Source organism: Streptomyces sp. NPDC097619, assembly GCF_040302735.1.
In the GTDB taxonomy this organism is placed as follows: domain Bacteria; phylum Actinomycetota; class Actinomycetes; order Streptomycetales; family Streptomycetaceae; genus Streptomyces.
Window position 1 is genome coordinate 1 of sequence record NZ_JBEOSD010000006.1, and the last position, 22,780, is coordinate 22,780.

The 22,780-nt window shown below is 75.4% G+C and carries 14 protein-coding genes; 7 read left to right on the forward strand and 7 right to left on the reverse strand.

The genetic code is table 11. The features are described 5' to 3' along the window. Positions 1 to 190: 190 nt before the first annotated feature. A complete protein-coding gene (locus ABTZ17_RS02805) occupies positions 191 to 385 on the forward strand; it encodes a hypothetical protein (RefSeq protein WP_352193679.1) in 195 nt (64 codons plus the stop codon). A gap of 85 nt (positions 386 to 470) precedes the next feature. Here ABTZ17_RS02805 and ABTZ17_RS02810 read toward each other — a convergent pair whose 3' ends face one another. After that, positions 471 to 5,222, reverse strand: coding sequence for a hypothetical protein (locus tag ABTZ17_RS02810; RefSeq protein WP_352193680.1), 4,752 nt, complete (start codon positions 5,220 to 5,222; stop codon positions 471 to 473). Between the two features lie 569 nt (positions 5,223 to 5,791). Between ABTZ17_RS02810 and ABTZ17_RS02815 the strand changes: the two genes are divergently transcribed. The 4 genes from ABTZ17_RS02815 to ABTZ17_RS02830 all read left to right on the forward strand — a co-directional run bounded on the left by ABTZ17_RS02815 (position 5,792) and on the right by ABTZ17_RS02830 (position 10,225). After that, the gene (locus tag ABTZ17_RS02815; RefSeq protein ID WP_352193681.1) at positions 5,792 to 6,430 is read left to right on the forward strand and encodes a hypothetical protein; all 639 of its coding nucleotides are present in this window, start codon (positions 5,792 to 5,794) and stop codon (positions 6,428 to 6,430) included. A gap of 80 nt (positions 6,431 to 6,510) precedes the next feature. Next, positions 6,511 to 7,326 carry an alpha/beta fold hydrolase gene (locus ABTZ17_RS02820; RefSeq protein WP_352193682.1) on the forward strand — a complete coding sequence of 272 codons (816 nt, stop codon included), beginning with the start codon at positions 6,511 to 6,513 and terminating at the stop codon, positions 7,324 to 7,326. A gap of 381 nt (positions 7,327 to 7,707) precedes the next feature. Further along, on the forward strand, positions 7,708 to 8,688 hold the full coding sequence (locus tag ABTZ17_RS02825; RefSeq protein ID WP_352193683.1) for a hypothetical protein: 981 nt from the start codon (positions 7,708 to 7,710) through the stop codon (positions 8,686 to 8,688). Positions 8,689 to 8,899: 211 nt separating this feature from the next. After that, positions 8,900 to 10,225 carry a sulfite oxidase gene (locus ABTZ17_RS02830; RefSeq protein WP_352193684.1) on the forward strand — a complete coding sequence of 442 codons (1,326 nt, stop codon included), beginning with the start codon at positions 8,900 to 8,902 and terminating at the stop codon, positions 10,223 to 10,225. Positions 10,226 to 10,301: 76 nt separating this feature from the next. Here the strand turns inward: ABTZ17_RS02830 and ABTZ17_RS02835 are convergent, their stop codons facing one another. From ABTZ17_RS02835 to ABTZ17_RS02860, 6 genes are all read right to left on the reverse strand, one after another. Further along, positions 10,302 to 14,876 carry a CHAT domain-containing protein gene (locus tag ABTZ17_RS02835; RefSeq protein ID WP_352193685.1) on the reverse strand — a complete coding sequence of 1,525 codons (4,575 nt, stop codon included), beginning with the start codon at positions 14,874 to 14,876 and terminating at the stop codon, positions 10,302 to 10,304. 26 nt (positions 14,877 to 14,902) lie between these two features. After that, positions 14,903 to 15,682, reverse strand: a complete 780-nt coding sequence (locus ABTZ17_RS02840) for a hypothetical protein (protein WP_352193686.1) — start codon at positions 15,680 to 15,682, stop codon at positions 14,903 to 14,905. A 334-nt stretch (positions 15,683 to 16,016) separates the two neighbouring features. Next, positions 16,017 to 16,481: a hypothetical protein gene (locus ABTZ17_RS02845; protein ID WP_352193687.1), complete on the reverse strand. Its 465-nt coding sequence runs from the start codon at positions 16,479 to 16,481 to the stop codon at positions 16,017 to 16,019. Positions 16,482 to 16,621: 140 nt separating this feature from the next. Further along, entirely contained in the window at positions 16,622 to 16,999 is a 378-nt protein-coding gene (locus ABTZ17_RS02850; protein WP_352193688.1) for a nuclear transport factor 2 family protein, read from the reverse strand. An 86-nt stretch (positions 17,000 to 17,085) separates the two neighbouring features. Next, on the reverse strand, positions 17,086 to 18,840 hold the full coding sequence (locus ABTZ17_RS02855) for an FG-GAP repeat domain-containing protein (RefSeq protein WP_352193689.1): 1,755 nt from the start codon (positions 18,838 to 18,840) through the stop codon (positions 17,086 to 17,088). Between the two features lie 513 nt (positions 18,841 to 19,353). Next, positions 19,354 to 19,485 carry a hypothetical protein gene (locus tag ABTZ17_RS02860; protein WP_352193690.1) on the reverse strand — a complete coding sequence of 44 codons (132 nt, stop codon included), beginning with the start codon at positions 19,483 to 19,485 and terminating at the stop codon, positions 19,354 to 19,356. A gap of 175 nt (positions 19,486 to 19,660) precedes the next feature. Between ABTZ17_RS02860 and ABTZ17_RS02865 the strand changes: the two genes are divergently transcribed. Both ABTZ17_RS02865 and ABTZ17_RS02870 read left to right on the forward strand, forming a co-directional pair. Next, entirely contained in the window at positions 19,661 to 20,848 is a 1,188-nt protein-coding gene (locus tag ABTZ17_RS02865) for a glutamate--cysteine ligase (RefSeq protein ID WP_352193691.1), read from the forward strand. Between the two features lie 245 nt (positions 20,849 to 21,093). Then, positions 21,094 to 22,683, forward strand: a complete 1,590-nt coding sequence (locus tag ABTZ17_RS02870) for an amino acid adenylation domain-containing protein (protein WP_352193692.1) — start codon at positions 21,094 to 21,096, stop codon at positions 22,681 to 22,683. Positions 22,684 to 22,780 lie beyond the last annotated feature (97 nt).

A 22,780-nucleotide genomic window follows, 5' to 3' on the forward strand; every position in this document is an offset into this window, starting at 1 on the left:
CCGTGACCAGCATCTCCGTGGCCCGAAGAACACTCCGCCGACAGGTCCCTAACCAGCGATGACCGCAGTTCTCAATCAGTGGTCGGAGCGTCCCGGAGGACCGGGCGGCCATTCCTTCGGAGCCACAAGCGGCAGACCACCATCAGCCACACCCGGTCCTCCCGGACCGCCTACATTCTTAGGGAACACCATGAACCACAGGCAGCTGGCCCTCGTGTACGGCTTCGCCCTGTTCCTGCTCTGCTGCGCCATCGGCTACGACCTCAACGACGGGCACCCCAGCATTCCCTGGGCCCTCGCCGGAGCCGCAGCGGGCACCGTCCTCGCCGTGGCCGTCCGCAAGCGGACGGGTCGGTCCGGCGGCTCCCGGGGCTCCGGCCGCTGACGGCTCGCGGCCGGGCGGCGGCCCCGTGCCGCCGCCCGGCTCACACGCCGCCGAAGTCGCCGAGGCGGCCTCCGGGCGGATCCGATCAGCGGGGCGCCGACCGCCAGGCAGCCGTGAAGAGTTCGTGCGGCGGCACCGGGGACAGCAGACGGAGGAAGGGCGGCTCCGGCTCGACGGAGTCGGGGGCGAGCCCGTACGCACCGAGCTTGGCGCTCTCCAGTGGCAGGTGCGGGGCCTTCGGCTCGCTCCACGGTCCGGGGACGAAGACCCCGCGGCCGGCCCGGGCCCGCCGGCCCGGCTCCACCGCGCCCGCCGCCACCAGCTCCGCCTGCGCGGCCTTGTGCCGGGCCGGGCTCCATCCGTTCCAGCGGCGGACGTTGCGGTCGGTGGGCCGGGCCAACGCCAGCAACTGGAGGTACAGCGCGGCCGCCTCGGCCCCCACCCCGAGGACCCCGGCCACCTCCGCCACCAGCTCCGGCACACTCACCGAGGGGTCCAGCTCGTACCGGCCCGCCGGCACCGGACCATCGGCGGCGCGGGCGAGCATCCGCTCCGGTCCGTCCCCACGGACCAACAGCAACCGGTCGATCGCGGCCCGGACGTGCGGCAGGTCCAGCTCCTCGCAGACCCGCTCCGCGCGGGCCAGGCCGGCCGGATCCCCGAGCGCCGCGGGGCGCAGGAACAGGTCCCGGCCCGGCACCGACACCACGAACACCCCGTCGTCGTGCACCGTGGACACCACCGTGTCCTCCCGGTACAGCGCCCGGGGGCACGGCAGCACCGTCCCCACGTACGGCCCGAAGGTCTCGTCCCAGTCCACGGCCCGGCCCAGCGCGTACTGCTTGCCGAGCGGCACCAACCACCGCGGATCGTCCAGCCGGTCCCGCAGGACGGCCCGGACCGCCGCCGCCCCGGCGGCGGCCGGATGCCCCACCGGCAGCTCCGTCAGCGCCCAGACCACCACGGAGGCCGGTGCCACGTGCGGCGGCTCCGAAGCGAACACGACGCGGCCGGCACCGCCGTCCGGCCCGGTGTGGTGCAGGGCCACTCCACCGCTCGGGGTGCCCACCAGCACGCCCGCCGCCGAGGGCACGGCCCGCGCCGCGGCCTCCGGGCCGCCCGTCAGGGCCCGGGCCCAACCGGAACCCAGCCCCAGCTCCTCCTCCAGGGCGGTCACCAACTCCTCGTCCACGTACTCCTCGGCCCCGAGCAGCTCCACCCACACCTCCGCCATCCGCGCGGCGGCCGCCGCCGGCCCGCCCGGCTCCCACAGCGCGGCCGGGTCCTCCGGGACGCCGGCCGCGAGCACCGCCCGACACCCGGCGTCCCCGAGACGCTGCCGCAGGCCGTCGTACACCCCGGCCATCGCCTTGTCCGCCTTGAACGGGGCCGCCCGCAACGCCTTCAGGTGCTCGTCGTGTCCCTCCCGGTACGGCAGCCCGCCCCACACCAGGGCGGCGACCGCCCGCCGGGCGCCCGTGCGCCGCACGAAGACGTCCACGGCCTCCGGGGCCAGGGCGAGGGGGCCGTTCCGCTCCAGGCACTCCAGCAGCCGCGGCAGCCGCCCGGCCTCGTCCCGGGTCACGGAGACGGTACGGACCCCGGGCCCGGCTCCGGCTTCGGCTTCGGCGTCGGCGTCGGCGTCGGCGTCGAGATCAGTCTCGGGATCGGCTTCGGCCCGGGTTCGGGGATCGGACCCCGCCGATTCGGCGGGCCCGCTGGTCGGCGCGGGCCGTACCACCGGGCCGTCCGGGGAGCCCGCCGTCCACGGGCCGGTCCGCCAGCGCCCGCCCGCCTCGGCGAACGGCTGCGCCGCCCAGGTCTCCAACAGCGCGGTCAGGGCCGCCCGCTCCTCCTCGGACGTGGTGCCGACGACCGCGCGCCAGGCCACCGCGTCGACCGACCCCAGCAACGCCGTCCACGGGGCCGGCGCGGCGGGCAGGGCCAGCCGCCGGGTCTCCTCGTCGATCTCCCCGCGCAGCCTCCGCCCCTCCGCCGCCACCGCGGTCAACGTCGCCGGATGCGGCCCCGGAACGTACGCCCCGTACGGCAGGACGCGCGGCAGCAGCCCACCCAGCGCGGGCGCCAGCACCGCGTCCGGGACCGGGCGCGGCAGCTCCACCACCGGACCGGCCCGCATGATCGCGACCCGACGGGACAGCTCCTCGCGCCGCCGCAGCACCCCGGCGGCCAGCAGCGCGGCCCGTACGACCCCGTCCACGATCCGAGGATCGACGTCCGCGGGCCGATCGCCGTCCGTGGGGTGACCGGCGTTCGTGGGGCGACCGGCGTCCGCCGTTCCACCAGGGCCCGCCGTTCCGCCGGCGTCCGTGGTGAGCAGCCGTGCGGCCCCGGCCCGCAGGGCCTCCCCGTCCCCCTCCCGCACGGCCGTCTCCAGCAGGCCGCGCACGGCCTCCGGCCGCTCCCGCCCGACGACGCGGAGCGTCGCGGAAGCCGCCGGATCGCGCGGGGTGAGGAAGTGCCAGAACGCGGGCGGCGGGTACGGGCCCACCGCGTGGCCCGCGTGCCGGTCCCGCGGCCCGCTCCCGGGCGTCGGGAAACCGTGGGTTTCCCAGAGCAGGGAGCCGTCCACCGCGGAATGGCAGCGGATCACCGTCCCGCCCGCGAGGACGGCGTCCTCCCCGCCCTGCGGCAGCCGGAGGATCCCCCACGGGCGGCGGCCCGGCCGGCCGCTCCGGTACCGGGCGCGGCGCCCGTCCACCCCTTCGAGGACGAACTCGGTCGGGGAGGGGCCCGCGTACGGGGTGCGGTGCAGCACCCGGCAGCCGGTGAGCGGTCCGTCCTGGCCCAGGGGAGAGGCGGGAGCCCCGGCCGGCAGAGCGGCCAGGATCAGATGGTCCCCGAAGTGAGCGGTACCCGGCGGGAGTTCGGCGGTGTGGAAGGGTGGCAGCTCGGCCTGCGGCGTCCGCTCTCCCGTGATCGGGTCCACCCGCGCCCAGCCCTTGAGTCCGTCGAACACCTCCGAACTCCAGACGCGCGTGCCGTCGCCCATCTGGTAGTCGTGGCGGCCGATGCCCTCCCGGCCCCCGGGACGCAGGACCCGCTCCCCGTCATGGCGTCCGCCGCCGTCGGCCGTCTCGAACTGGTAGCCCAGGCCGCCCCGGATGCTGCCCCCGTACGGGCGCATCCCGAACTGCCGCTCGGGGACGAACACGTCCTCGGGCCGGTCCGACCAGAAGGCCCGGAGGGGGGTGCCGTCCCCCTCGGTCCAGCCGATCAGGAAGCTCCCGCCGACGTAGTGCGCGGTGTGCCCGGTCGCCCCCTCCGGGAGCGCGAAGGAGAAGCTCGCCCGGATCCCGTCCGGCGCGACCGCCACGGCCTTCGACGGCCCGTACACCGTGAGGACGGGCCAGGTGCACGTCACCCCGACCACCCCGGCGGGCGCCGTCGCGGCCACCGCCTCCTCCAGGGCCGGCCAGCCCAGTTCCTCGGGGAGCCCGGCGCGCAGCGCCCGGGCCAGCGGACCCGTCAGGTCGAGGGCGGCGAGCGCCTCCTCGATGCCGTCCAGCGCGGTGGCGGTGGGGCGGTCCAGCAGGCCGGCGAGCTCCGTCACGGCCTCGTCGGCCGCGGCGAGCCCGCCGCCGGCCAGGGCGTCGAGCAGGCCCTCGACCCGGGAGTGCACCCCGGCGGCGATCCCGGGGTTCTCCGGGAGCCGGGTGATGGCGGTACCACCGCCGCGCAGCCCCGCGTGCACGGTGCCCTCCAGGCGCGGCCCGAACACCGGGTCCGCAGCCAGCGCCTTGAGATCGCGGCGCGAACGGCCCTCCCAGAAACTCAACCGGACCTGCTCGCCCGGGTCCACCACGGTGATCCCCTCGGCCAGGCATGCGTCGAGGAGATCGGCGTCGAGCCCCGGCCACCGCCACCGGTCCTCGTGCAGGACGACGGGCCCGCCGGCCCGCAGCCGGGGCGCGAACAGGGCGACGATCTCCAGGAGTTCCGCCGGTACGGGCTGACGGGCCACCCCGCCGTAGGGCACCTTGCGGTGCCCGTACGAACGGGTGAACCGGCCCAGCCAACCACCGGGCCCACCCTCCGGAACCACCCGCCCCGCGACGACGGCCTCCGCCGCCCCCGACCGCAGCAGCAGCCGCAACCAGGCGGCGGCGTCGTTCTTCGACTCGGGGAACAGCTCCAGCAGCGAGGCGAGTTCGGCCTCCCCCTGAAGGTGCGCGGCCAGCGGTCCGGCGGCCTCGTCCAGCAGGCGGTCCGGTACGGCCTTCCCCCGCGCCGCACCGACCGTACGGGCCAGGACCCGGGCCTCCTCTGCCCCGCCCAGCCCCGCCGCCCGTGCCGAGGCGCGGATCCGACGTGCCAGGTCGGCGGGCAGCTCGCCCGGGGAGGCGGCCCACGCGGTGAGCACCCGCACGAACTCCTCGTGCGCGGGCACCGGCTCCAGCACCGAACCCAGCCACGCCTGGTGCCCGCTCAGCTCCTTCGCGGGGAGCGCGCCGACACCGGCGAGGAACAGGACGTTCCGACGGCGCCAGTCCACGTCCACCGGCAGCTGGTGCTCCCGCTCGGCGGCCCGCGCCGACGCGTACGCCCGACCGGCGGCCCGCCGGTCCCAGGAGGCGAACCGGTGCGCGACCGTGTCCCAGTACCAGGGCAGATGCGCCGCCGGTAGCCCCCGCGCGGGCGCGGCCAACTCCTCCAGCGCCCGCCCCGCCTTCGGGTAGGCGCGCGAAATCCGCTCCCGCACCCCGTCGAGGACCAGCCGCGCGGCTCCCTCCCCACCCGGCTCATGGGCACGCACCCACTCCGCGTACACCTCGGAACGGCTCGGATCGGCAGGAACCACCACGACACGCTGCATCCCCCGATCCTCACACGCCCCACCGACACCGGGATCCGGAGCCTCGGGACCAGGGACCAGGGACCAGGCCAGGGACCAGGGACCAGGCCAGGGACCAGGGGCCAGGAGCGGCCCAGGCTCTCCTCGGCCCGCACGGCGTCGAGCCGACGGAGCCGGCAGGGCCGGACTCCTGTCGGGCTCAACGCCCCCGATGCCGCCCCTGATGCGGCGGATGCGACGTCGCCAACAGAACAAGCGCGAGCGCGAGCGGAACCAGAAGCAGCAGCATCACGGTCATGTTCAGCTCGTGCCCACGAAGCACCCCGCCACGCACCCCGACGCGGATCGGAGCCGCCTCCGGCCGAGGCATAGGATCACGACGGGAGGGGCGCGCACGAGCCGTGCACGACGCGCACGGGACGCACGCGAAGACGCGCGACGAGCACGGCACGCACCACCTCCCACGCACGGCGCGCCCGACGCGCAGAACACGTACGACACATCCGGCCCACGCGACGGGCTCGACCGGCGCGAGAGGCGCGACCGGCACCGGCCGCGCAAGCCGGGAACAACGAGGGGGCTGCACCACCATGACGATCGAAAGGCCGGGGCGGCCCGGAAACCTGCCCGCGGCGGAACTCCTCTGGTCCCGCTGGGCGCTGGCCGCCGTCATGGAGGCCACCGCGGCCGCCGAGGCCCGCACCCGCCGCCACGGCAGCTGGATCTCCGAGGAGGGCCTGCGGCTCGACGACTCCGGATGCACCTGGTGGACCCTGACCCCCCTCGGCGAAGGTCGCTACGTGCTCTACGGCGAGGACGAGTCCAGCGAGGTCAGGTGGCACGACCGGCCCGTCGACGTGCTCTCCGGCGCCCCCGACTGGCTGCCGCACGACCGCCTCCGCGAGCTCCTCGACGAGATCGGCTGCGTCTACTGGTACGAGAACGGCGCCTGGAACCGCGCCCCGTACCCGGAGGACCTGCGCGACGACGGTCTCGACTGCGGCATGAGCCGTTTCGCGGACCGCGACGAGGCCCTCCGCGACCTGGCCGCCTCGGAACGCTGCCCGTCCCGGGCCCACGCCGCGGACCTGCTCGCCGCCGCCGAATCCCGCACCCTGACCGCCCCCGTCATCGAGGCCGCACTCGACGCGGCGTCCCCCTTGACCGACGAGGACCGCCAAGCCGTCCACCGCGCCCTCCACGCCTCCGCCCTGACCCCGGCCCCCTGAGGCCCCCGTCCCCGAGGCCATCACCCTCGACCGACCGACCGACCGACCCACCGACCGACCCACCCACGAATCGAGCCCGCATGACCTGGACCGCGCGCACCGTGGACCGTGACGGCATTCGCCTCGCCTGCCGGGACTGGGCCGGCCCCGGCCGCCCCGTCGTCCTCCTCCACGGACTCGCCGGTCACGCCGGTGAATGGGACGTCCTGGCCGAGCGGCTGAGCGCCCGGCACCGGGTCGTCGCCGTCGACCAGCGTGGCCACGGCGCCTGCGAAGGACAACCGACGGACCTCTCCCGCGCCGCGTACGTGGCCGATGTCCTCGCCGTCCTGGACCAGCTCGAACTGGAGGAGCCGGTCCTCGTCGGCCAGTCCCTCGGCGGCCACACCGCCCTGCTCACGGCCGCCGGTCACCCCGAGCGGCTGCACGCCGCCGTACTGGTCGAAGCGGGCGCCGGCGGCCCGAACCCCGGTGTCCAGGAGGAGATCGGCGGGCTGCTCGACGCCTGGCCGCGCCCGTTCCCGGACCGCGCGGCGGCCGTCGAGTTCTTCGGCGGCGGACCGGTCGGCGAGGCGTGGGCGGCGGGGCTGGAGGGACGTGACGGCGGCTGGTGGCCCCGCTTCGACCGCGAGGCCATGACCGATTCGCTGGCCGAGCTCGCACGGCGCGCGTACTGGCAGGAGTGGACGGACATCACCTGCCCGGTCCTGCTCGTCCTCGGCCAGTCCGGCATCATCCCGCGGGAGGAGACCGAGCGGATGCTCCGACTCCGCCCGACCACCCGAGCCGTCAGCCTCCCCGGCACGGGCCACGACCTGCACCTCGAACGCCCCGCGGAACTGGACCGCCTGCTGGCCGACTTCCTCACGGGCCTTCCGCACACCGTGCGCGTCTGACGGCGCGAGGCCCGCACGGGGCCCGGCCGCGGGCCCGGTCCCGGGGGGTGTGGGACCGAGCCGCGGCGGCACCGGACCCGTCCCCGGGGCCTCGGCGCCGGGCCTCGCGGAAACCCGCGATTCCCTGAACATCCCCGAACCTAACCCCTCCCGCACACAAGTACCCCCCAAATCCCCACCGCTTACACCTCCCTTAAGGAACCCACCCCCGAAGCCCCGCACGAGCAGCGGCCGGCCAGGTTGCGGAGTCGGAGGAGTACGTCCGCGCTTGGCGCGGAGTTCGTCTGACGCGCGGCCCTGGTCGAGGAGATGCGGGAAGCGCTGGGGAGGTAGGCCCTGCGGCCCGAGGGGCGGAAGCGGCGGGCCGGCTAGCATGGGTCGGTGAGTGTGAATCCTGCCGAGTTGTTCGGAATGCAGACCCCGGCCTTCGCCCTCGTCGTGTCGCTCTTGAGCTTCACCGTGGCGGTGACCACCCTCGGCTGGCAGGTCGTCAAGCACGTGCTCGACGGTGGGCGGGTGCGGGTGCAGCTCAACGCGGCGGTCCTGAGCGAGAGCGCCATGGCGGTCAACGACACCGGGAAGTGGGGGATCGCCTACCCGCCCTTCGACGGAGGGGCGCCGTCGGCGCACCTGGAGGTGGCGCACCTGGTGGTCGAGAACCCCGGGCGGTACGGGGTGACGGTCCACGGGCCCGCGCTCGTGGTGTCGGGCGCGAGGGCGGGACGCTATGCGATCTGCCCGGCCCTCTTCGGGTTCACCGGAGACGAGACCGTCTCCACGCAGAGCCTGGTCAGGCTCGAACCGTACAGCCGGGTGACCTTCCTGCTCGACTACTGGGACGTGGTCGAGAGCGTCAGGGAGCGGAGGGACGGGAGCGGTGACACGGAGGAGACGGCGGCTGGTGGGGGCGTGCGGTTGCGGGGGATGGTGCGGGTGGCCGGGCGGCGGAAGCCCCGGAAGTCGAGCCGGTGGCGGGCCTGGCGGATACCGAACGACGCCTGGACCTCGCGCTCGGACGTGACGGAGCTCGATCCCCACACCGTGATGTGGCGCGAGCTGTACCGCGAGCACCGGGCCGTCGGCCGCCGGGACGCCGAGGAAGCGGGGGTCCCGTTCGCGCGGCTGCAGATGGTCGTGCACCGGGCCAGGCGGATGCTCACCGAGCTCCCGACCGTCGAGCGGCTGGAGCGGGCGCTGAACGACGCCGCCGACGAACTCGGCCTTCCGCACACCCACTTCGGTGGAACGGCTCTCCACATGCACGCCGCTCTCACCGCTCACGCCCCCCACCTCGCCCCCTGGCGGACCGCACCGGAATCGGGTGCGGCGGCCACGAGAGGAGCCCTGGCCGCCGCAGACTGAAGCGCCATGAACCCATCGAGACCGCCCGGCCGTGCACCCGTACACCCGCCCGCCCGCCCGGCCCGTCCGCCTGCCCTCCCGTGCCCAGCCCGCCCGAGCCGCTTGCGTTGCGGGGGTGTTGCAGGTTCGTGGACATCCGGGCGGGGGTGGTTCACGCAGGTGGGGGAGGGGTTCTACGGTCCGTCGGGAACCGCTACCGAGGAGCGCCGCCATGCCCGTCGACCTGTCGGACGAGAGCCAGTACGACCGTGCCCGGCTGCGCCAGTGGGCGCGGGGCAGGGCCCGGTCCGCCGGGGTGGACCGCCGCGACCTGCTCCGGTTGTTCGCGGCGGGGGCCGCGGCCGCCGGCCCGCTGGGAGCCGCCGTCGCCGCACCTGCCCGGGCTGCCGGCGCCACCCCCGCGACCCCCACAGCCCTCGCTACCCCCACGACCCCCGCCACGCCCGCGGCTCCCGCCGCCCCCGGCATCGTGAAGCCTTTGCCGCCCGAGCTGTTCACCCTCCGGGGCACCAACGCCGAGACCAATTTCGCCGCCCTGCGCGGCACGGGTCACCTCACCCCGCTGGACCGGTTCTTCGTCCGCAACCACACCGTCACCCCCCGCCTCGACGCCGCCGACTGGCGGCTCAGCGTGTGGGGCGACGCGCTCTCCGGTGGACCGGTGGAGTTCTCGTACGACCGGTTGCGCTCGCTCCCGGCCGTCGAACGGACCCTGTTCATCGAGTGCGCGGGCAACGGCCGCAGCTTCTACACCACCCAGCAGGGGCAGACGGTCACCGGAACGGCCTGGACCCTCGGCGCCATCGGGGTGGCCCGATGGCGCGGCGCCCGCCTGTCGGACGTCCTGCGGCGGGCCGGCGTGACCCGTCGGGCCGTGGACGTACTGCCCCGGGGACGCGACGACGAGGTCGTCACCAACGGCGTGAACCTGGGGCGGGTCCGCCGTCCCCTGCCCGTCTCCAAGGCCCTCGACGACGTGATCCTCGCCTACGAGATGAACGGGGAACCGCTCCCCGCCGACCACGGAGGCCCCGTCCGGGTCGTCGTCCCCGACTGGATCGGCATCTCCTCCATCAAGTGGGTCGGCGACATCGAGGTCAGCGCCGAGCCGCTGTACACCCCGTGGAACACCGACCTCTACCGTCTCTTCGGCCCCGACCAGCCCCCTCAGGGCAGCGCCCCGCTGACCCGACAGACCCTCAAGAGCGCCTTCGAGCTGCAGTCCGGCGCCACCGTGCCGGTGCACCGCACGCGGCTGCTGACCGGGCGTTCCTGGTCGGGCGCGGCCCCCGTGCACCGGGTGGAGGTCAGCACGGACGGCGGGACGCACTGGCAGCGGGCCCGTTTCCACGACGTCCCGCGGCGCGGCTCCTGGGTGCGCTGGTCGGTGCCGTGGACCCCGCGCACCACCGGCCCGACCGCCCTGCTGGCCCGCGCCACCGACGCCACCGGCCGCACCCAGCCGGACACCGCCGCCCACAACACCCAGGGCTACCTCTTCGACGCCGTGGTCCGTCACCCGGTCACGGTCGTCTGACCCCGCGACCGGCAGGGGCGCGTCCGACCGCGCGGGGCGGGTTGCGCGCCCGCCCGCCCCGCAGCCCGTGGCACGCTCATGACGCCACCGCCCCCTTCTCCTGCGCCCCGTCCGCGTCGCCCCGACCCGGCTCCGCCTCCATCACCTCGTGGAGCCGGGTCACGGCCGCCGCGGAGAGGTGACGGACCTGCGGGCAGCGGGTGACGCGGATCCCGTTGAGCACCTCGTCGAGGAGGTCCCGGTGCACATCGCTCATCCGGGCGTCCCAGCCGGTGACGGCGCGGGCCGCGGCCGCCTGCCGTCCCGGGGCCTGGAGGAACGCCACCAGCACGTGTTCCGTCTCCACGATCTCGTGCCCGCCGGTCCGGGCGTGCCCCGCCGCCGCCCGCAACACCTCCACCACCTCCGGTGACAGCCCGACCGCCCCCTCGCGCGCCGCCGCCCGGCCCTCCCGCAGGGAGTTCGCGATGACGTACGGGTACAGCACGCTCCGGAGGGCGAGCATGCGCCAGAGCGGCAGGTCCTCCTCGTAGCCGTACAGGCCGAGCTGCACCATCAGGTCCCAGAGGGTGACCCGGTCCCGTCCGGCCGCGGCCGCGAGGCCGGCGGCCTCGTCGACGAGCCGGACCACGGACTCCTTGACGCGGCTGCGCCGCGCGGCTGCCAGGGGGACCAGCGGCAGCCGAGGCCCGAAGGCACCCATCGCGAGGTGCCCCGCCCAGTGCAGCGGCGCCCCCCGCGCCCCGGTCCGCCGCCACTCCGCCAACGATCCGAGCTGCACCGCCCGCAGTCCGTCGAGCAGGGGACCGCCCGCCACGAGCCGTCCGACCAGCGCGTGGTCGATGAGGTCGTCCTCCTCCTGCCCCTCGGCCGCGTCGACGGTCGGGTACGAGGTGACGACGAGCCGGTCGGCCCCGGCCCACAGCAGGGCGGTGCCCAGGACCAGCCACTCGCCGTTCAACGCCCCGGACAGGTCCCCGCTGTCGCAGCACAGCATGAGCACCTGCCGGGGCATCGGGAACCGCTCCGGCTCGGCGATCAGCATCCCCGCCGTGAGGACCCGCGCCCCCGCCGGTCCGTTGCCGTCCGCCCGATCCCCGTCGTCCCCGTCGCCCCCGTGGTCCTTGCCGCTGTCCTCCTCGCCCTCGCCCCCGCCCCCGTCGGCTCCGTCGAGGGCCGGGCGGAGGACGATGCCGCCGCGCAGCGGGGAGGGGACGCGTTCCACGGCGTGGCAGGCGATGAGCGCACTGGTCTCCCCGCGGGCGCCGAGGCCGCGCAGGACCCGGCTGAGCCCGTCGAAGGAGACGTCCGTGGCGGGGGTGAGGGCGCGGACGTCCTCGGGGAGCTCGTCCAGGAGGGCGCGGGCACCCGGCAGTTCGTACCCGGCGTCCGGTTCGCCGAGGTCACTGCCCGGGTCGACGAGGGCGAGGGCCAGCGGCGGGGCCTCCAACCTGCGGGGCCGCTCGCAGAGCGCCGCGAGGAGTGCCGCGGGCGGGGCCACCGCCATCCGGCAGCGCTCCACCAGGCGCAGATCGGACCGGTCTCCCGCCGGGCCCTCGCCGGGGATCCCGATCATCGCCCAGGGAACGTGGGCCAGGGCGGCGGCGGGGGCGAGGGCCAACGGCAGCGGCCGATCCCCGGCGGCGCGGAGGGCCGCCACCAGCGCGTCCGGCACCAGCAGCCCGAGCCGCCGCGCCAGCCCGGCCTCCGCGGGGGGAGGTCCGACCAGCAGGGGGCTCGACAGGACCCGGTCCGCGAGGGCGTCGTCGTCCTCGCCCGGATACGGCATCGGCAGGGCGTCCCGGAGCTCGGCCAGGACGGTGGCCAGGGCGGAGCCCGGCCCGCAGGGGAGGACCCCGCCGCGCACCGGTCCTTCGGGCGGAACGAGCGACCAGTACACCAGTGGCCCCGCCGACCAGGTGCTCCACCACCAGGTGCCCGGACCGAGGACGGCCTCGGCGAGCTCTTCCAGGGCGTAGGCGCGCGGTCGGTCCTCCGGCCGGTACCAGTGCGCGTCCTCCAGCCGGGAGCCGCCGCGGACCCGGATGAACGGGGCCCCTGCTCCCGGGCCGTCCGGGGCCCCTGCTCCCGGGCCGTCCGGGGCCCCCGCTCCGGGGACCTCCTCCGTCCCCCGGGCTCCTTCCGCTCCCGTCCCCCGGGCTGCCTCCGTCCCCCGGGCCCTTGCCGTTCCCGTCCGGCCGTCGTCCGTCTCTCGGGATCCTTCCGCCCGCGGGCCCAGTTGGAGGCGGGCCGTTTCGATGAGTTCGGCGAGGGTTTCCCAGTCGCGGCCGTCCTCGGCCTGGGCCATGGCCTGTTCCACGGTATGCCCGAACACCGTCCACCAGCGCTGCCGTTCCTCGGTCGTCCGCAGTTGGTGGCGGGTGGTGTTCAGGACGGCCAGGGCGTCGATCCGGGCCGCGAGGGCGGCCCGCCGGTACTCGGGCCGGCCCCGGAGCCGGTCGGAGAGGAGGTTGAGGGTGGCGGCGGCTTCGAGGGGACGCTCCATCCGCATCAGGAGTCCGGCGACTCCCTCGCGGGTGCCGAGCCGTCCCAGCGCGCGGGTGTCGGCCCCGTCCACGACCAGCCCGGCCAGCTCCTGGACGGCACCGCAGCGCACGTACTCCAGCCCGAGCGGCCGCCCCGGCCCGAGGAGCCAACGGTCCGTCAGGGCGTCCAGCCCGCCGTTGCTGCCGACCCGCAGCAGGATCTCGGCGGTGGCGGCCGCGTAGTAGGCCACGTCGGGGGTGCGGGGGAGGGCCGCCTCCGCGGTGAGCCGCAGACGGGTCACGGCGGGCAGCAGGCGCTCGCGGTCGATGCCGCGGGGGACCAGTTCGGCGATGTGGTCCGTGAGGTGCGGGCCCTCGTCGCGCAGGACGCCGAGGTGGAGCCAGGCCGCTTGCAGGGGGGAGCGGACGGTCCGGGGCACGGGCCCGGGCACGGCCCGGATCACCGCCAGCGCGCGCTCGGCGCCGTCCCGGTCGGACAGGTCCAAGGCCGCCTGGAACAGCACCAGTTCGTGGACGTGTGAACCCTGCCCGGCGTACGGGGTGACGGCCCGCCGGGCCTCGCCCGGCAGTCCGCTCAGCAACAGCGCCCACCCGCGCAGGGCGGCGACCTCCGACCCGCGATGGCCCACCCCGCGACGGTCCGAACGAGCCCCCTGAGCGAGCCGGTGGCCCCGGTCAGGGCGCAGCCGCCCGCCAACTCCGCCAACGCGGCCGACCCCACCCACCCCGTCCGGCCCACTCACCCCGGCCACCCCGTCCAGCCGGTCCAAGCGGCTCAGCGCCGCCGCGGGGCGTCCGCGTTCCAGGCGGCGGTGGGCCGCACGGACGGCCCGCCCCGGGGCCGTGACGAGCGCCCAGGGGCCGGGTCGCGGCAGCGGCACCGTCACGGAGGGGAGGCGGTGCGCGCGGGCCACGGCGGCCCGTGCCGACAGTCCGGCCAGCAGGGCCCCCACGGCTCCCGCGATCAACGTCGGCAGCTGTCCGGAGTCGCCGGCCCAGCCCGCGCCGAGCACCGCGGCGGCCGAGACCAGCGCCAGTCCGGACAGCGCGCGCGCCGCGAACACGGCCACGCACAGCAGCGGCACCCAGTACGGGGTGCGCCCCGACCAGACGAGGGCCACGGGTGTCGCCGCCACCGCGGCCACCAGCACGCCCCGCTCGATGCGGCGCCGTACCGGGAACACCGCGGCCACGGACATCAGGTAGCGGGTGTGCGACCCCGCCCGTGCCACCTCGGGCCCCGCCATCCGCACCTGCCGGGCGGCCCCGTACTCCCCGAGGGCGGCGACGGCCGCGAGCAGCGCGTACAGGGCGACGATCACGAGGGCCGACTCCGTCAGGCCCAGGATCCCGGCCAGGACGGCCAGGCAGCCCGACCAGGGCCAGCGGAGGCGGAGTTCGAGCGGGGTGACCCGTTCGCCCAGGAGGTACTGCTCCTGCTCGCGGGCGTCCCGCGAGGACACGGCCGCCGCCAGGGCCACCGGCCAGGCCCAGGCCGAATCCCCCCGGGCCGCGATGACGAGCAGCAGGGCGACGGCGGCGGCACGGGCCGCGAGGTGGGCGAGGACGGCCAGGCGCCTGCGCAGCAGCGCGCTCCCGGTGGGGCCCCAGTGCACCCCGGCGGAGGGGGTGCCGCCCTCGCCGTGCTCGGCCCGTTCGACGGCGAGCAGGTGCTGTTCCACGATCCGTCGGGAGTCCTCCAGCTCACCGAGGCCGAAGGCTTCGGCGACCACGTCGACGACGTCGACCGCGTCGACCACGTGGGCGGCTCCGTCGATCCCGTCGCCCCCGTCCACCGTGTGGGCCCCGTGGACCCCTTCGCTGACCGGGGTCTCGGCGGTCGCCGCGAGGGCCACCGCGATGTGGGGGAGCCCGACCGTCTCGTATCCGTAGATCCGGGCGATCGTGCCGGCGACTTCGACGACCTGGCCGAGGTCGTCGGGGGTGAACCAACGGGCGGGGCGTCGCAGGGCGGTGGTCGGATCCTCGGGGAGGACCACGCAGACCCGGGTCCACTCCTCGGGGGCCAACAGGTCCAACGCGCGCATGAGGCGGTCGCGTTCGGGGAGCCGGACGCTCATGGCGTCGGCGGCGGCCAGCAGCCGGCGGGCGCTCTCCGCGAGTGGCGGGACGGTATCGGACACGGCTCTCCTGAGATCCGTCGGAGCGGTCAGATCCGTTCGATGGGTTCCCGGCTGAACTCCGCCCAGGACAGCGGTGTCAGCCGCCGCTCCGCCACCTCGGGGGGCGTGTCGTGGGAGCGGACCCGGAGGCGACGGCGGCCGATGCCGGGCCGCCGCATCCCCGCGCCCCGGAAGAGCGGGGTCAGCCCGCCCTCCGGGGTGATGACCTGCGCGGCGAGCCCGGACCGGGGGTCGATCCCGGAGCCGAGCCCGATGGCGGCGCCGCCCAACGGGAGCGCCGCCGGGACCAGTTCGGCGGAGACCTCCAGCTCCACGCGGGTATCGGCGCGGCTGGACACCAGGATCACGGCGGGCCCGGTCCGGACGAGCTCGGTGACCACGACGTAGTCGCTCTTCCACAGCTTCTCCGTCATCCGCTCCCGGATGCCCGTCTCCACGGCGGCCAGGTCCGCGATCCTGCGGGTCTCGCAGCGCACGGCCTGGAAGAAGGTGGACTTCGCGCGGCTGAAGGTGACCGTGAGCCGGAGGGACGGCTCGACCGCCCCCGCCACCGCCGGGAGGGTCACCTCGGGGCTGACCGAGGTGTGCACCTGCCCGGCGGAGAGGTAGGAGAAGGTGCTCTCGGGGCCGGCGGACGACTCGGCGAACGGGATCTCCAGCCGGGTGAGGGAGGTGACCGGATCGAAGCGGTGCCCTCGGACGGTTCCGACGTCCCCGAGAGCCAGGGGCGTGTTCGGCGCCCAGGCCGCGAAGTAGCCGAACTTCTCGTGCATCTCACGGGTGTACTGCTCGAACGCTGCCGTCATCGCCCGCCGCCCCTCGCCCCTCGGGCCCGCCCCCCGTGCCCGGTGGGGCCGATGCTAGTGGCGAGAACGCGACGGTTCCGGCGAGTTGAAGGATCTCGGACGTTCTCGAAAGAAAAGTGAGCTCATCCACGCGCAATCGATCGGAACCGGTCGATCGACGGGGTGGGCCGGGTGCGGCCTCGGGGGAGATCGGTGCAGCGGCCATCGGCGAGAACGATCATGGTCGTTCAGCGCAGTGATCCATTTGGTTGCCGGGTACCGGGCGCCCGCCGGGGCCGAGGACGAGGCCCCGGCAGATGACGCGCAGGTCGTCGACCCCTGGGTTCGTGTCGACTCAGGGCGAGGTGTCCGGGATCGTGGGCGTCGTCGTCTCGCGGAGATGTGCCTCGACCGGACCCAGGTGCCGGTCATGGGCCAGGACGAGCTCGTCAGCGAGGTTGAGGACGCGGATGGTGCCGGTGGGAAACCGGACGGTGATGCCGATGGCGAAGTCGTGGTCGCCGTGCTGGTAGCGGATCTCCCGAACGGAGAGGATCCGCCGGCCGACGAACCGGGCCATGGGGAAGTCGGGCAGGTCGTCCTCGACCGTGGTGTGCCCGTATTCGTCCATGTCATAGGGGCCGTCAGGCTGGTCGATCTCCAGGGACAACCCGTCGCCCGGAGTGTGGAACCGAACGGGGCCGAGGCCCTCCATGTGCAGCCACATGTGCAGGAGGGAGGGCTCGGTCTCCTGGTAGTGGTGCCAGGACGTCGTCACCTTCAGCAGGCGCCGTCCGACCAAGTCCTCAGCGTCGATCATCTGTCGATACTGCCACGACGCTCCACGATGCGGCGCCGACTTCCGGGGGGTGCCGACCTCGACCGCTCGGGGAGGGGAACGCAACGCGCCCTTGCTCCTCGACACATGGCCGGGGAGCAAGGGCGCGGGGGCCCGGGAGGTCACAGGAGCGAGGTGTAGGAATTCCGCCAGGCGGGACGGGACTCGCTGCCGACGCCGGTCCAGTACTCCGTGCCGCGGACGATCCGCCCCTCCCGTACGGTCCAGAAGGAGGCGGCGCGGAACACGCCGATCCCCTCGTGCGGGACCTCGACCTCGGAGGCCACCCGATCCCCCTCGGCCACGATCCGCAGCACGCGGATCGACCAGCCCTCCGGGTACTCGCGGTTGACCGCGACGTAGTTCTCCCGGCCGGTGATCCGTTCGCCGGTCACCGGCCAGTCGACGACGGCGTCCTCCGCCAGCAGCTCCGCGACCCCCGCCCAGTCACGTGCCTGGATCCGCTCCCACAACGACTCGACCACTCTCGACGCTTCCATGTCCGCACCCTGCCAGACCGCACCGACAGCGGGGGCCGGCGACCGGAACCGCGTGGGCGGTGGCCGGGCCCCGCAGGGCGGGGTGATCAGCCGAGCTGCTGGTAGGCGTTCCAGCCGTCGCCGATCTTGACCCGCGGCGCGAACACCTTGGACCCGCCCTGCCCGGTGGCCGTGTAGCGGAAGAGACCGCCCTCGGGGTCGCGGGCCACGAGGTCGGCGCGGCCGTCGCCGGTGAGGTCGCCGGGGGCGGCGAGCCGGTCGTAGACCTGCCAGCCCCTGCCGATCAGCACGCGCGGGGAGAAGGGCGCGGCGGCCGTGCCGGTGCCCGTGTACAGGTAGAGGTTGCCGGTCCGGTCGCGGGCGACCATGTCGGCCCGGCCGTCACCGGTGAAGTCGCCGGAGCCGACCACGGAGTCGTAGACCTCCCAGCCCTTTCCGATGGTGATCTTCCGGTACGACATGCCCTCCTGCGCGTGGAGGAAGAGCGTCCCGGACAGCACCTGGACCAGGTCGGCCTCGCCGTCTCCGGTGAGGTCGCCCGGACCCTGCCAGAGGCCGGTGGACGGGAGCGGTGCCCCGGTGGCCCGGTCCGTCAGGGCGCGGGCCCCTTCGTGGAACCAGAGGGAGCCGTTGTCCAGGATGAGATTGGGCCGGTCCCGGCCGTCGAGGCCGTCGGCCGCGAAGAGGAATCCGATCCCCTCCTCGGGGCCGATGTTGGTGGGTTCCTGCCGGGCCGGCAGGAACGTCCCGTCGGCCAGCGCGCGGAACACGTCCACGGCGCCGTCCGAGTTCGGCGTGACGGCGGCGAGCCCGTGCTTGCCGTGGTCCGGGACCCCGCCCTGCCCCGCGAAGGCCCGCAGGTACCGGGTGCCCGCGCCCAGCGGGACGGCGGTCGCGAAGGAGCCCCCGCCCCGGGACGGGTGCAGGAGCACCTCTCCGGTGAGGGTGCGGCCCGCGAGGTCGGCGCGGCCGTCCCCGGTGAGGTCGTCCACCGCGACGAGCTGGTTGTACGCGTTCCAGCCGGTCCCCGCCGCGACCCGGGGCAGGAAGGGCTGCGCCGTCCCCCCGGAGCCCTTGTAGTACCAGAGGGCGCCCGTCACGTCGCGGGCGACGAGGTCGCCGAGTCCGTCGCCGTCGAGGTCGTTGGTGCCGACGATCTGGTCGTACGCCTGCCAGCCGCCGCCCACCTTGACCCGGGGCTTGAAGGGCTGGCCCGCGTCGAAGCCGGTGCCCTCGTAGAAGTACAGGTCACCGGAGTGGGTGCGGGCGACGAGATCGGGCCGGCCGTCCCCGTTCACGTCACCCGGGGAGGTCACCTTGTTGTAGAGCTGCCAGTCGAAGCCCGCCCACGAGCGGGACCCGCTGTCGTGGGCACCGGCCGTCTCCAGGACCAGCATCCGCTCCTGCAGGTAGAGCACCTCCGGCCGGCTGTCCCCGCGGACGTCGCCGATCGGGATGACCTCCTTGACGTACTCGTAGATCTGCTGGTCGAACTCGGCGGGCCGCTCCGGCCCGCCGTCACCCGGCAGGACCGTCAGACGGCCGTCCACGTACCGGTACAGGAAGTCGTTCTTCCCGTCGCGGTCGAAGTCGGTCCGCGGCTTCGCCGGGACGGGCACCTCCGGCGCGCCGGACGGCACGGGCAGCGTGAAGCGGACGGGCGGCAGCTCCGCTCCGGCGGCACCCGCCGCGAAGGAGGTGGAGCCCGTGGACAGCAGCACGGCCGTGGCCAGGGCGGCGGCGGTGCCCGCCGTGAGGAGGTGCGTGGAGTCGGTGCGCGCAATGCCGGTGCGCCCGGTGCCCTTGGTGCGTGTGAGGCGTGTGGTGCGAGTGAAGTGCAAGGTTCCCCCATGGACGGATGTCGACTGTCCCGGGGTGGTCGGCCGGCGGCCGGCGGTCGGCTGTCGTGCGGCGCCTCGCTCAGCGGGCACGGCACGGCGGTACGGCGGCGGACGGCGGGTGCGTGGACGCGCCCCGGGACGATACCCGCAGGCTAGGCGGCCGGAGCCGGAAAAAAGAACCCCGAACTCGTGCAACCTTTCGAGCCCTCAGGGGTCCGGGGCAGCGGCCCGTGCGGATCCGCGTGGATCCGTGGAGAGCGGCGCGGGAAGAAGGACGCGGACCCGTGGACGCCGGGCGACGTGAAGGCCCTGACGCTCGGACGGGTCCGCGCCGTGCGTGGCTGTCGGGGTGTCATACCACCTCCGGTCGTCCCGTGGTCGTGCCGTGGTCGTCTCGTGGTCCCGCGGTGATGCGGTGATGTCGCGCGTTCGCGGGGGTGGTGAGGCCGTGCGGTGGTGCGGTGGTGCGATCGCGTGGACGAGGGTCCCGTCGTGGCGGTGGGGCGGCGGCGGTCAGTTCCGGTTGCCGGTCAGGCTCTTCACGAAGACGCCCAGGGCGATCGCGAGCAGGAGGAGGTGGATCCAGAGCGGGCCCGGTAGGGCGGACGGTCCGGACGCGAGGGCGGAGAGTGTGTTGGGTGTCATACCGCGCGCATGCCCCCGGTCCGCGGGATGACTCGCTCCGGAACCGCGGGAATCCGGACGGGACGGAAGTCCCGCATGTCCCGGGCCGGTCCGGGCAGGCGGAGGGCGATGATCGCCGGGCAGGGTCCGGTGGAAGGACCGCGCACGGCGCGGAGCGACAGAGGAGAGGTGCCGCATGCGGAGCGTGGGCGTGGAAGAGGAACTGCTGCTGGTCGATCCCGACAGCGGGGAGCCACTGGCGGTGGCGGGGGTCGTACTCGCCGCGGCGGAACGTGCCGGAGCCACCCGCCCCGGCCCTGCGGGCGGCCCGGTGGAGAAGGCCGAGGACCGCACCCCCGTCGCTTCCGGACCCTCCGGGGGTGACGATCCCGACGTGCCCGCCCTGGAATCCGAACTCCACGAAGAGCAGCTGGAGTTCGCGACGAAGCCGGTCACGGAGATGGGCGAGCTCCAGGAGGAGATCGTCCGCCTGCGGGCCGAGGCCGCCCGGCACGCGGAGACGGCCGGAGCCGTGGTGGCGGCCCTCGCGACCTCCCCGCTCCCGGTCCGCCCGACCCTTTCACCGGGCCACCGCTACGACTGGGCTGCCCGGCAGTTCGGGATGACCGCGCAGGAGCAGCTGACCTGCGGCTGCCACGTCCACGTCGCCGTGGAGTCCGACGAGGAGGGCGTGGCCGTCCTGGACCGGATCCGCCCCTGGCTGCCCGTCCTGACCGCCATGAGCGCCAACTCCCCCTACTGGCAGGGGGAGGACACCCGCTACGCGAGCTACCGCGGCCGGGTCTGGAACCGCCTCCCCTCGGCCGGCCCCACCGACCTCTTCGGCTCCGCCGACGCCTACCACGAGCAGGTGCGGGCCATGGTCGGAACGGGCGTCCTGCGCGACCCCGCCATGATCTACTTCGACGCGCGGCTGTCGGCCACCTACCCCACCGTGGAGGTCCGCGCCGCGGACGTGTGCCTCGATCCCTCCACCCCGGTCCTCCTCGCCGCCCTCGTCCGCGGTCTGGTCGAGACCGCGGCCCGGGCCTGGCGGGGCGGCGAACCCCCGGCCCGAACCGCCACCGGCCTGCTCCGCCTCGCCTCCTGGCAGGCGGCCCGGTCCGGGCTGGACGGACCGCTGCTGCACCCCGCGACCATGGAGCCGGTCACCCCCGCGGAGGCCGTGGACGCCCTGTACCGGCACGTCGCGGACGCCCTCGCGGACGCGGGCGACGCGGAACTCGTCCGGGCCGGCACCGCCCGGCTCCTCGAACACGGCAACGGTGCCCGTGTCCAGCGGGCCCTCGCCCGCTCCGAGGACGGCCTCGCCGCCGCGGTCCGTCACTGTGCCCGGCTCACCACGGCCGCCGCGAGCGGCTGACCCCACCCTTCGACCCGCCCGGGCCGTCCGCCCGGGGGCGCCGGCAGGGGCACGTGCGCGGGCGGCGGCGGGAGGGAGGCGGCGGGAGGGAGGCGGTACCGCCGCCCCCGCCGCCCTCGCGCCCCGTTGGCGGTCCGTACCGAAAAACAGGGCTGACAGATCATCCGACCGGTGCCTATGATGCGCCCGATGAAGAACTTCACCCTCTCCGGATTGGGGGAATCGTCCGCGCCAGGTGACTGCTGATGGCAGTTCACTCCGCGGAGACGATCCCCGCCCACCTGCTGATGTGGCGGCGCGTACGCGAGTACGCCGTGCCACCGTCCATGATCGCGAACGCGACCGTCCGCCGTGCGGCCGGTGACTGGGCGGGGGCCTGCGCCGCCGCCCGGATCGACGTCGACCTCGATCTGCGCGCCGTGCGCCACCGCCACGGCACCCCCCTCGCCGCCCTCCTCCGGGACGACCTCCGCCGCCTGGCACCCGACCTGCTGCGCTGGCACATGCCCCGGACCGCCCCCGACGGCCGGCTCCGCCCCGGCCTCACCCTCACCCTGGCCCGCTACGGCCCCCCGGGCACCGGAGCACCGCACCTGGTGGTCCGTACGCCCCCGGCCTGGGCGGACGCCGGACAGCGGATGTCCCTGGCGCTCTGGGAGGACTCCCACGAGCAACCGGTCGGACACCACCCGCATCCGCATCCCGACCGCCGGTTCCGACTCGACCTGCACCGACACCTCTGGGACGCCACGCGCGGCGCCGAACTCGCACGACGCTGCGGAGCGGCGGGAGCAGCCCCCGCGACCGACGCGTCGGGCCCTCCCGGCGACGACTCCGCGCGGCTGCCGCCGCACTGGACGGCCGAGGCCGAACTCCTGCTGCGGGACGCCGGAACGCCCCGCGGTGCCCTGACCGTACGGCTCGGCACCCGCAGCCGCGCCGTCCTGGAACTCACCGCCCCCGACGACCACCACGCCCCGGTGCTCCGGGCGCTCCGGACCCCGCTGCCCGCGCAACGGGTCGCGGTGCTCCCGGTCCTGCCGGAGGCCGCCGTCCGACCCCTGCCGGACCTGGAACTGCTCCGGGCCGGGCTCTTCCCGTCCGAACGGCTGCATCCGCTGGTCGTGGCCGCCCTCGCCACCGTGCCCCGGACGCCGACGGGACCACCCCCCGACACGGGGAGGGACCACGGCGGCGGGACCGGTCACGGCGACGGGACCGGCGACGGTGGCCGGACGTGGGACGTGGTCGGGACGTGGCAGGACGCCGGGGAGTGGCACGACGCCGGGCCGGGCCACGACGCCGGGCCGGTTCACGATCCGGAGTTCGCGGCCGAGGCCACGGATCCGCACCGGGTGCCGTGCGGGGGAGCGGTCCACCGGATCGCCCTGCGGGACGGCTCCCTGACGGCCGTCGACCACGAACCCGCCGAACTGGCCCGCGAGGAGCTGCTGATGGCCCTCGGCGGCCCCGGCCTGCCCTGCCTGCGGGCCATCGACGACGTGCACCGCAGCCCCGAGGCGCTCCCCGCGGTCCGGGACCGGCTCGGCCACGGAGACGTGACCGGGGCCATGGCCGTGGTCGAAGGGCTCCTCGGGCCCGCCGCCGTGCTCCGCGACGGCCCCCTCCGGGACGTCCTGGAGGCGGCGGTCGCGGGTCGTCTCGACCAGGGGCTGTTCCGTGCGGGCCTGGTGCGCCGCCATCCGGCCACCGGGATCACGGGGGAGCACGGTCATCGACCGCGCGTCGACCGCAGCCTTCCCGGGGAACTCCGCCGCGTACTGGGCCGCAGACGCGACAGCCGCGGCCGGCCCCGCACCGTCCTGCGCGACTGACGCGCGCCCGGCCCGGCCCCGGAGCGGCCTGTCCCGTACCGGCCGGCCCCACCGGGGCCCGACACCCACCGACCCGCCCCGCCTTCCGACCCCGTCC

What these genes read in the sequence shown, in the direction of transcription:
- ABTZ17_RS02805 (WP_352193679.1), top strand. Translation starts at nt 191, where the DNA reads ATGAACCACAGGCAGCTGGCCCTCGTGTACGGCTTCGCCCTGTTCCTG.
- ABTZ17_RS02810 (WP_352193680.1), bottom strand. Translation starts at nt 5,222, where the DNA reads ATGCAGCGTGTCGTGGTGGTTCCTGCCGATCCGAGCCGTTCCGAGGTG.
- ABTZ17_RS02815 (WP_352193681.1), top strand. Translation starts at nt 5,792, where the DNA reads ATGACGATCGAAAGGCCGGGGCGGCCCGGAAACCTGCCCGCGGCGGAA.
- ABTZ17_RS02820 (WP_352193682.1), top strand. Translation starts at nt 6,511, where the DNA reads ATGACCTGGACCGCGCGCACCGTGGACCGTGACGGCATTCGCCTCGCC.
- ABTZ17_RS02830 (WP_352193684.1), top strand. Translation starts at nt 8,900, where the DNA reads ATGCCCGTCGACCTGTCGGACGAGAGCCAGTACGACCGTGCCCGGCTG.
- ABTZ17_RS02840 (WP_352193686.1), bottom strand. Translation starts at nt 15,682, where the DNA reads ATGACGGCAGCGTTCGAGCAGTACACCCGTGAGATGCACGAGAAGTTC.
- ABTZ17_RS02845 (WP_352193687.1), bottom strand. Translation starts at nt 16,481, where the DNA reads ATGATCGACGCTGAGGACTTGGTCGGACGGCGCCTGCTGAAGGTGACG.
- ABTZ17_RS02850 (WP_352193688.1), bottom strand. Translation starts at nt 16,999, where the DNA reads ATGGAAGCGTCGAGAGTGGTCGAGTCGTTGTGGGAGCGGATCCAGGCA.
- ABTZ17_RS02860 (WP_352193690.1), bottom strand. Translation starts at nt 19,485, where the DNA reads ATGACACCCAACACACTCTCCGCCCTCGCGTCCGGACCGTCCGCCCTA.
- ABTZ17_RS02865 (WP_352193691.1), top strand. Translation starts at nt 19,661, where the DNA reads ATGCGGAGCGTGGGCGTGGAAGAGGAACTGCTGCTGGTCGATCCCGAC.
- ABTZ17_RS02870 (WP_352193692.1), top strand. Translation starts at nt 21,094, where the DNA reads ATGGCAGTTCACTCCGCGGAGACGATCCCCGCCCACCTGCTGATGTGG.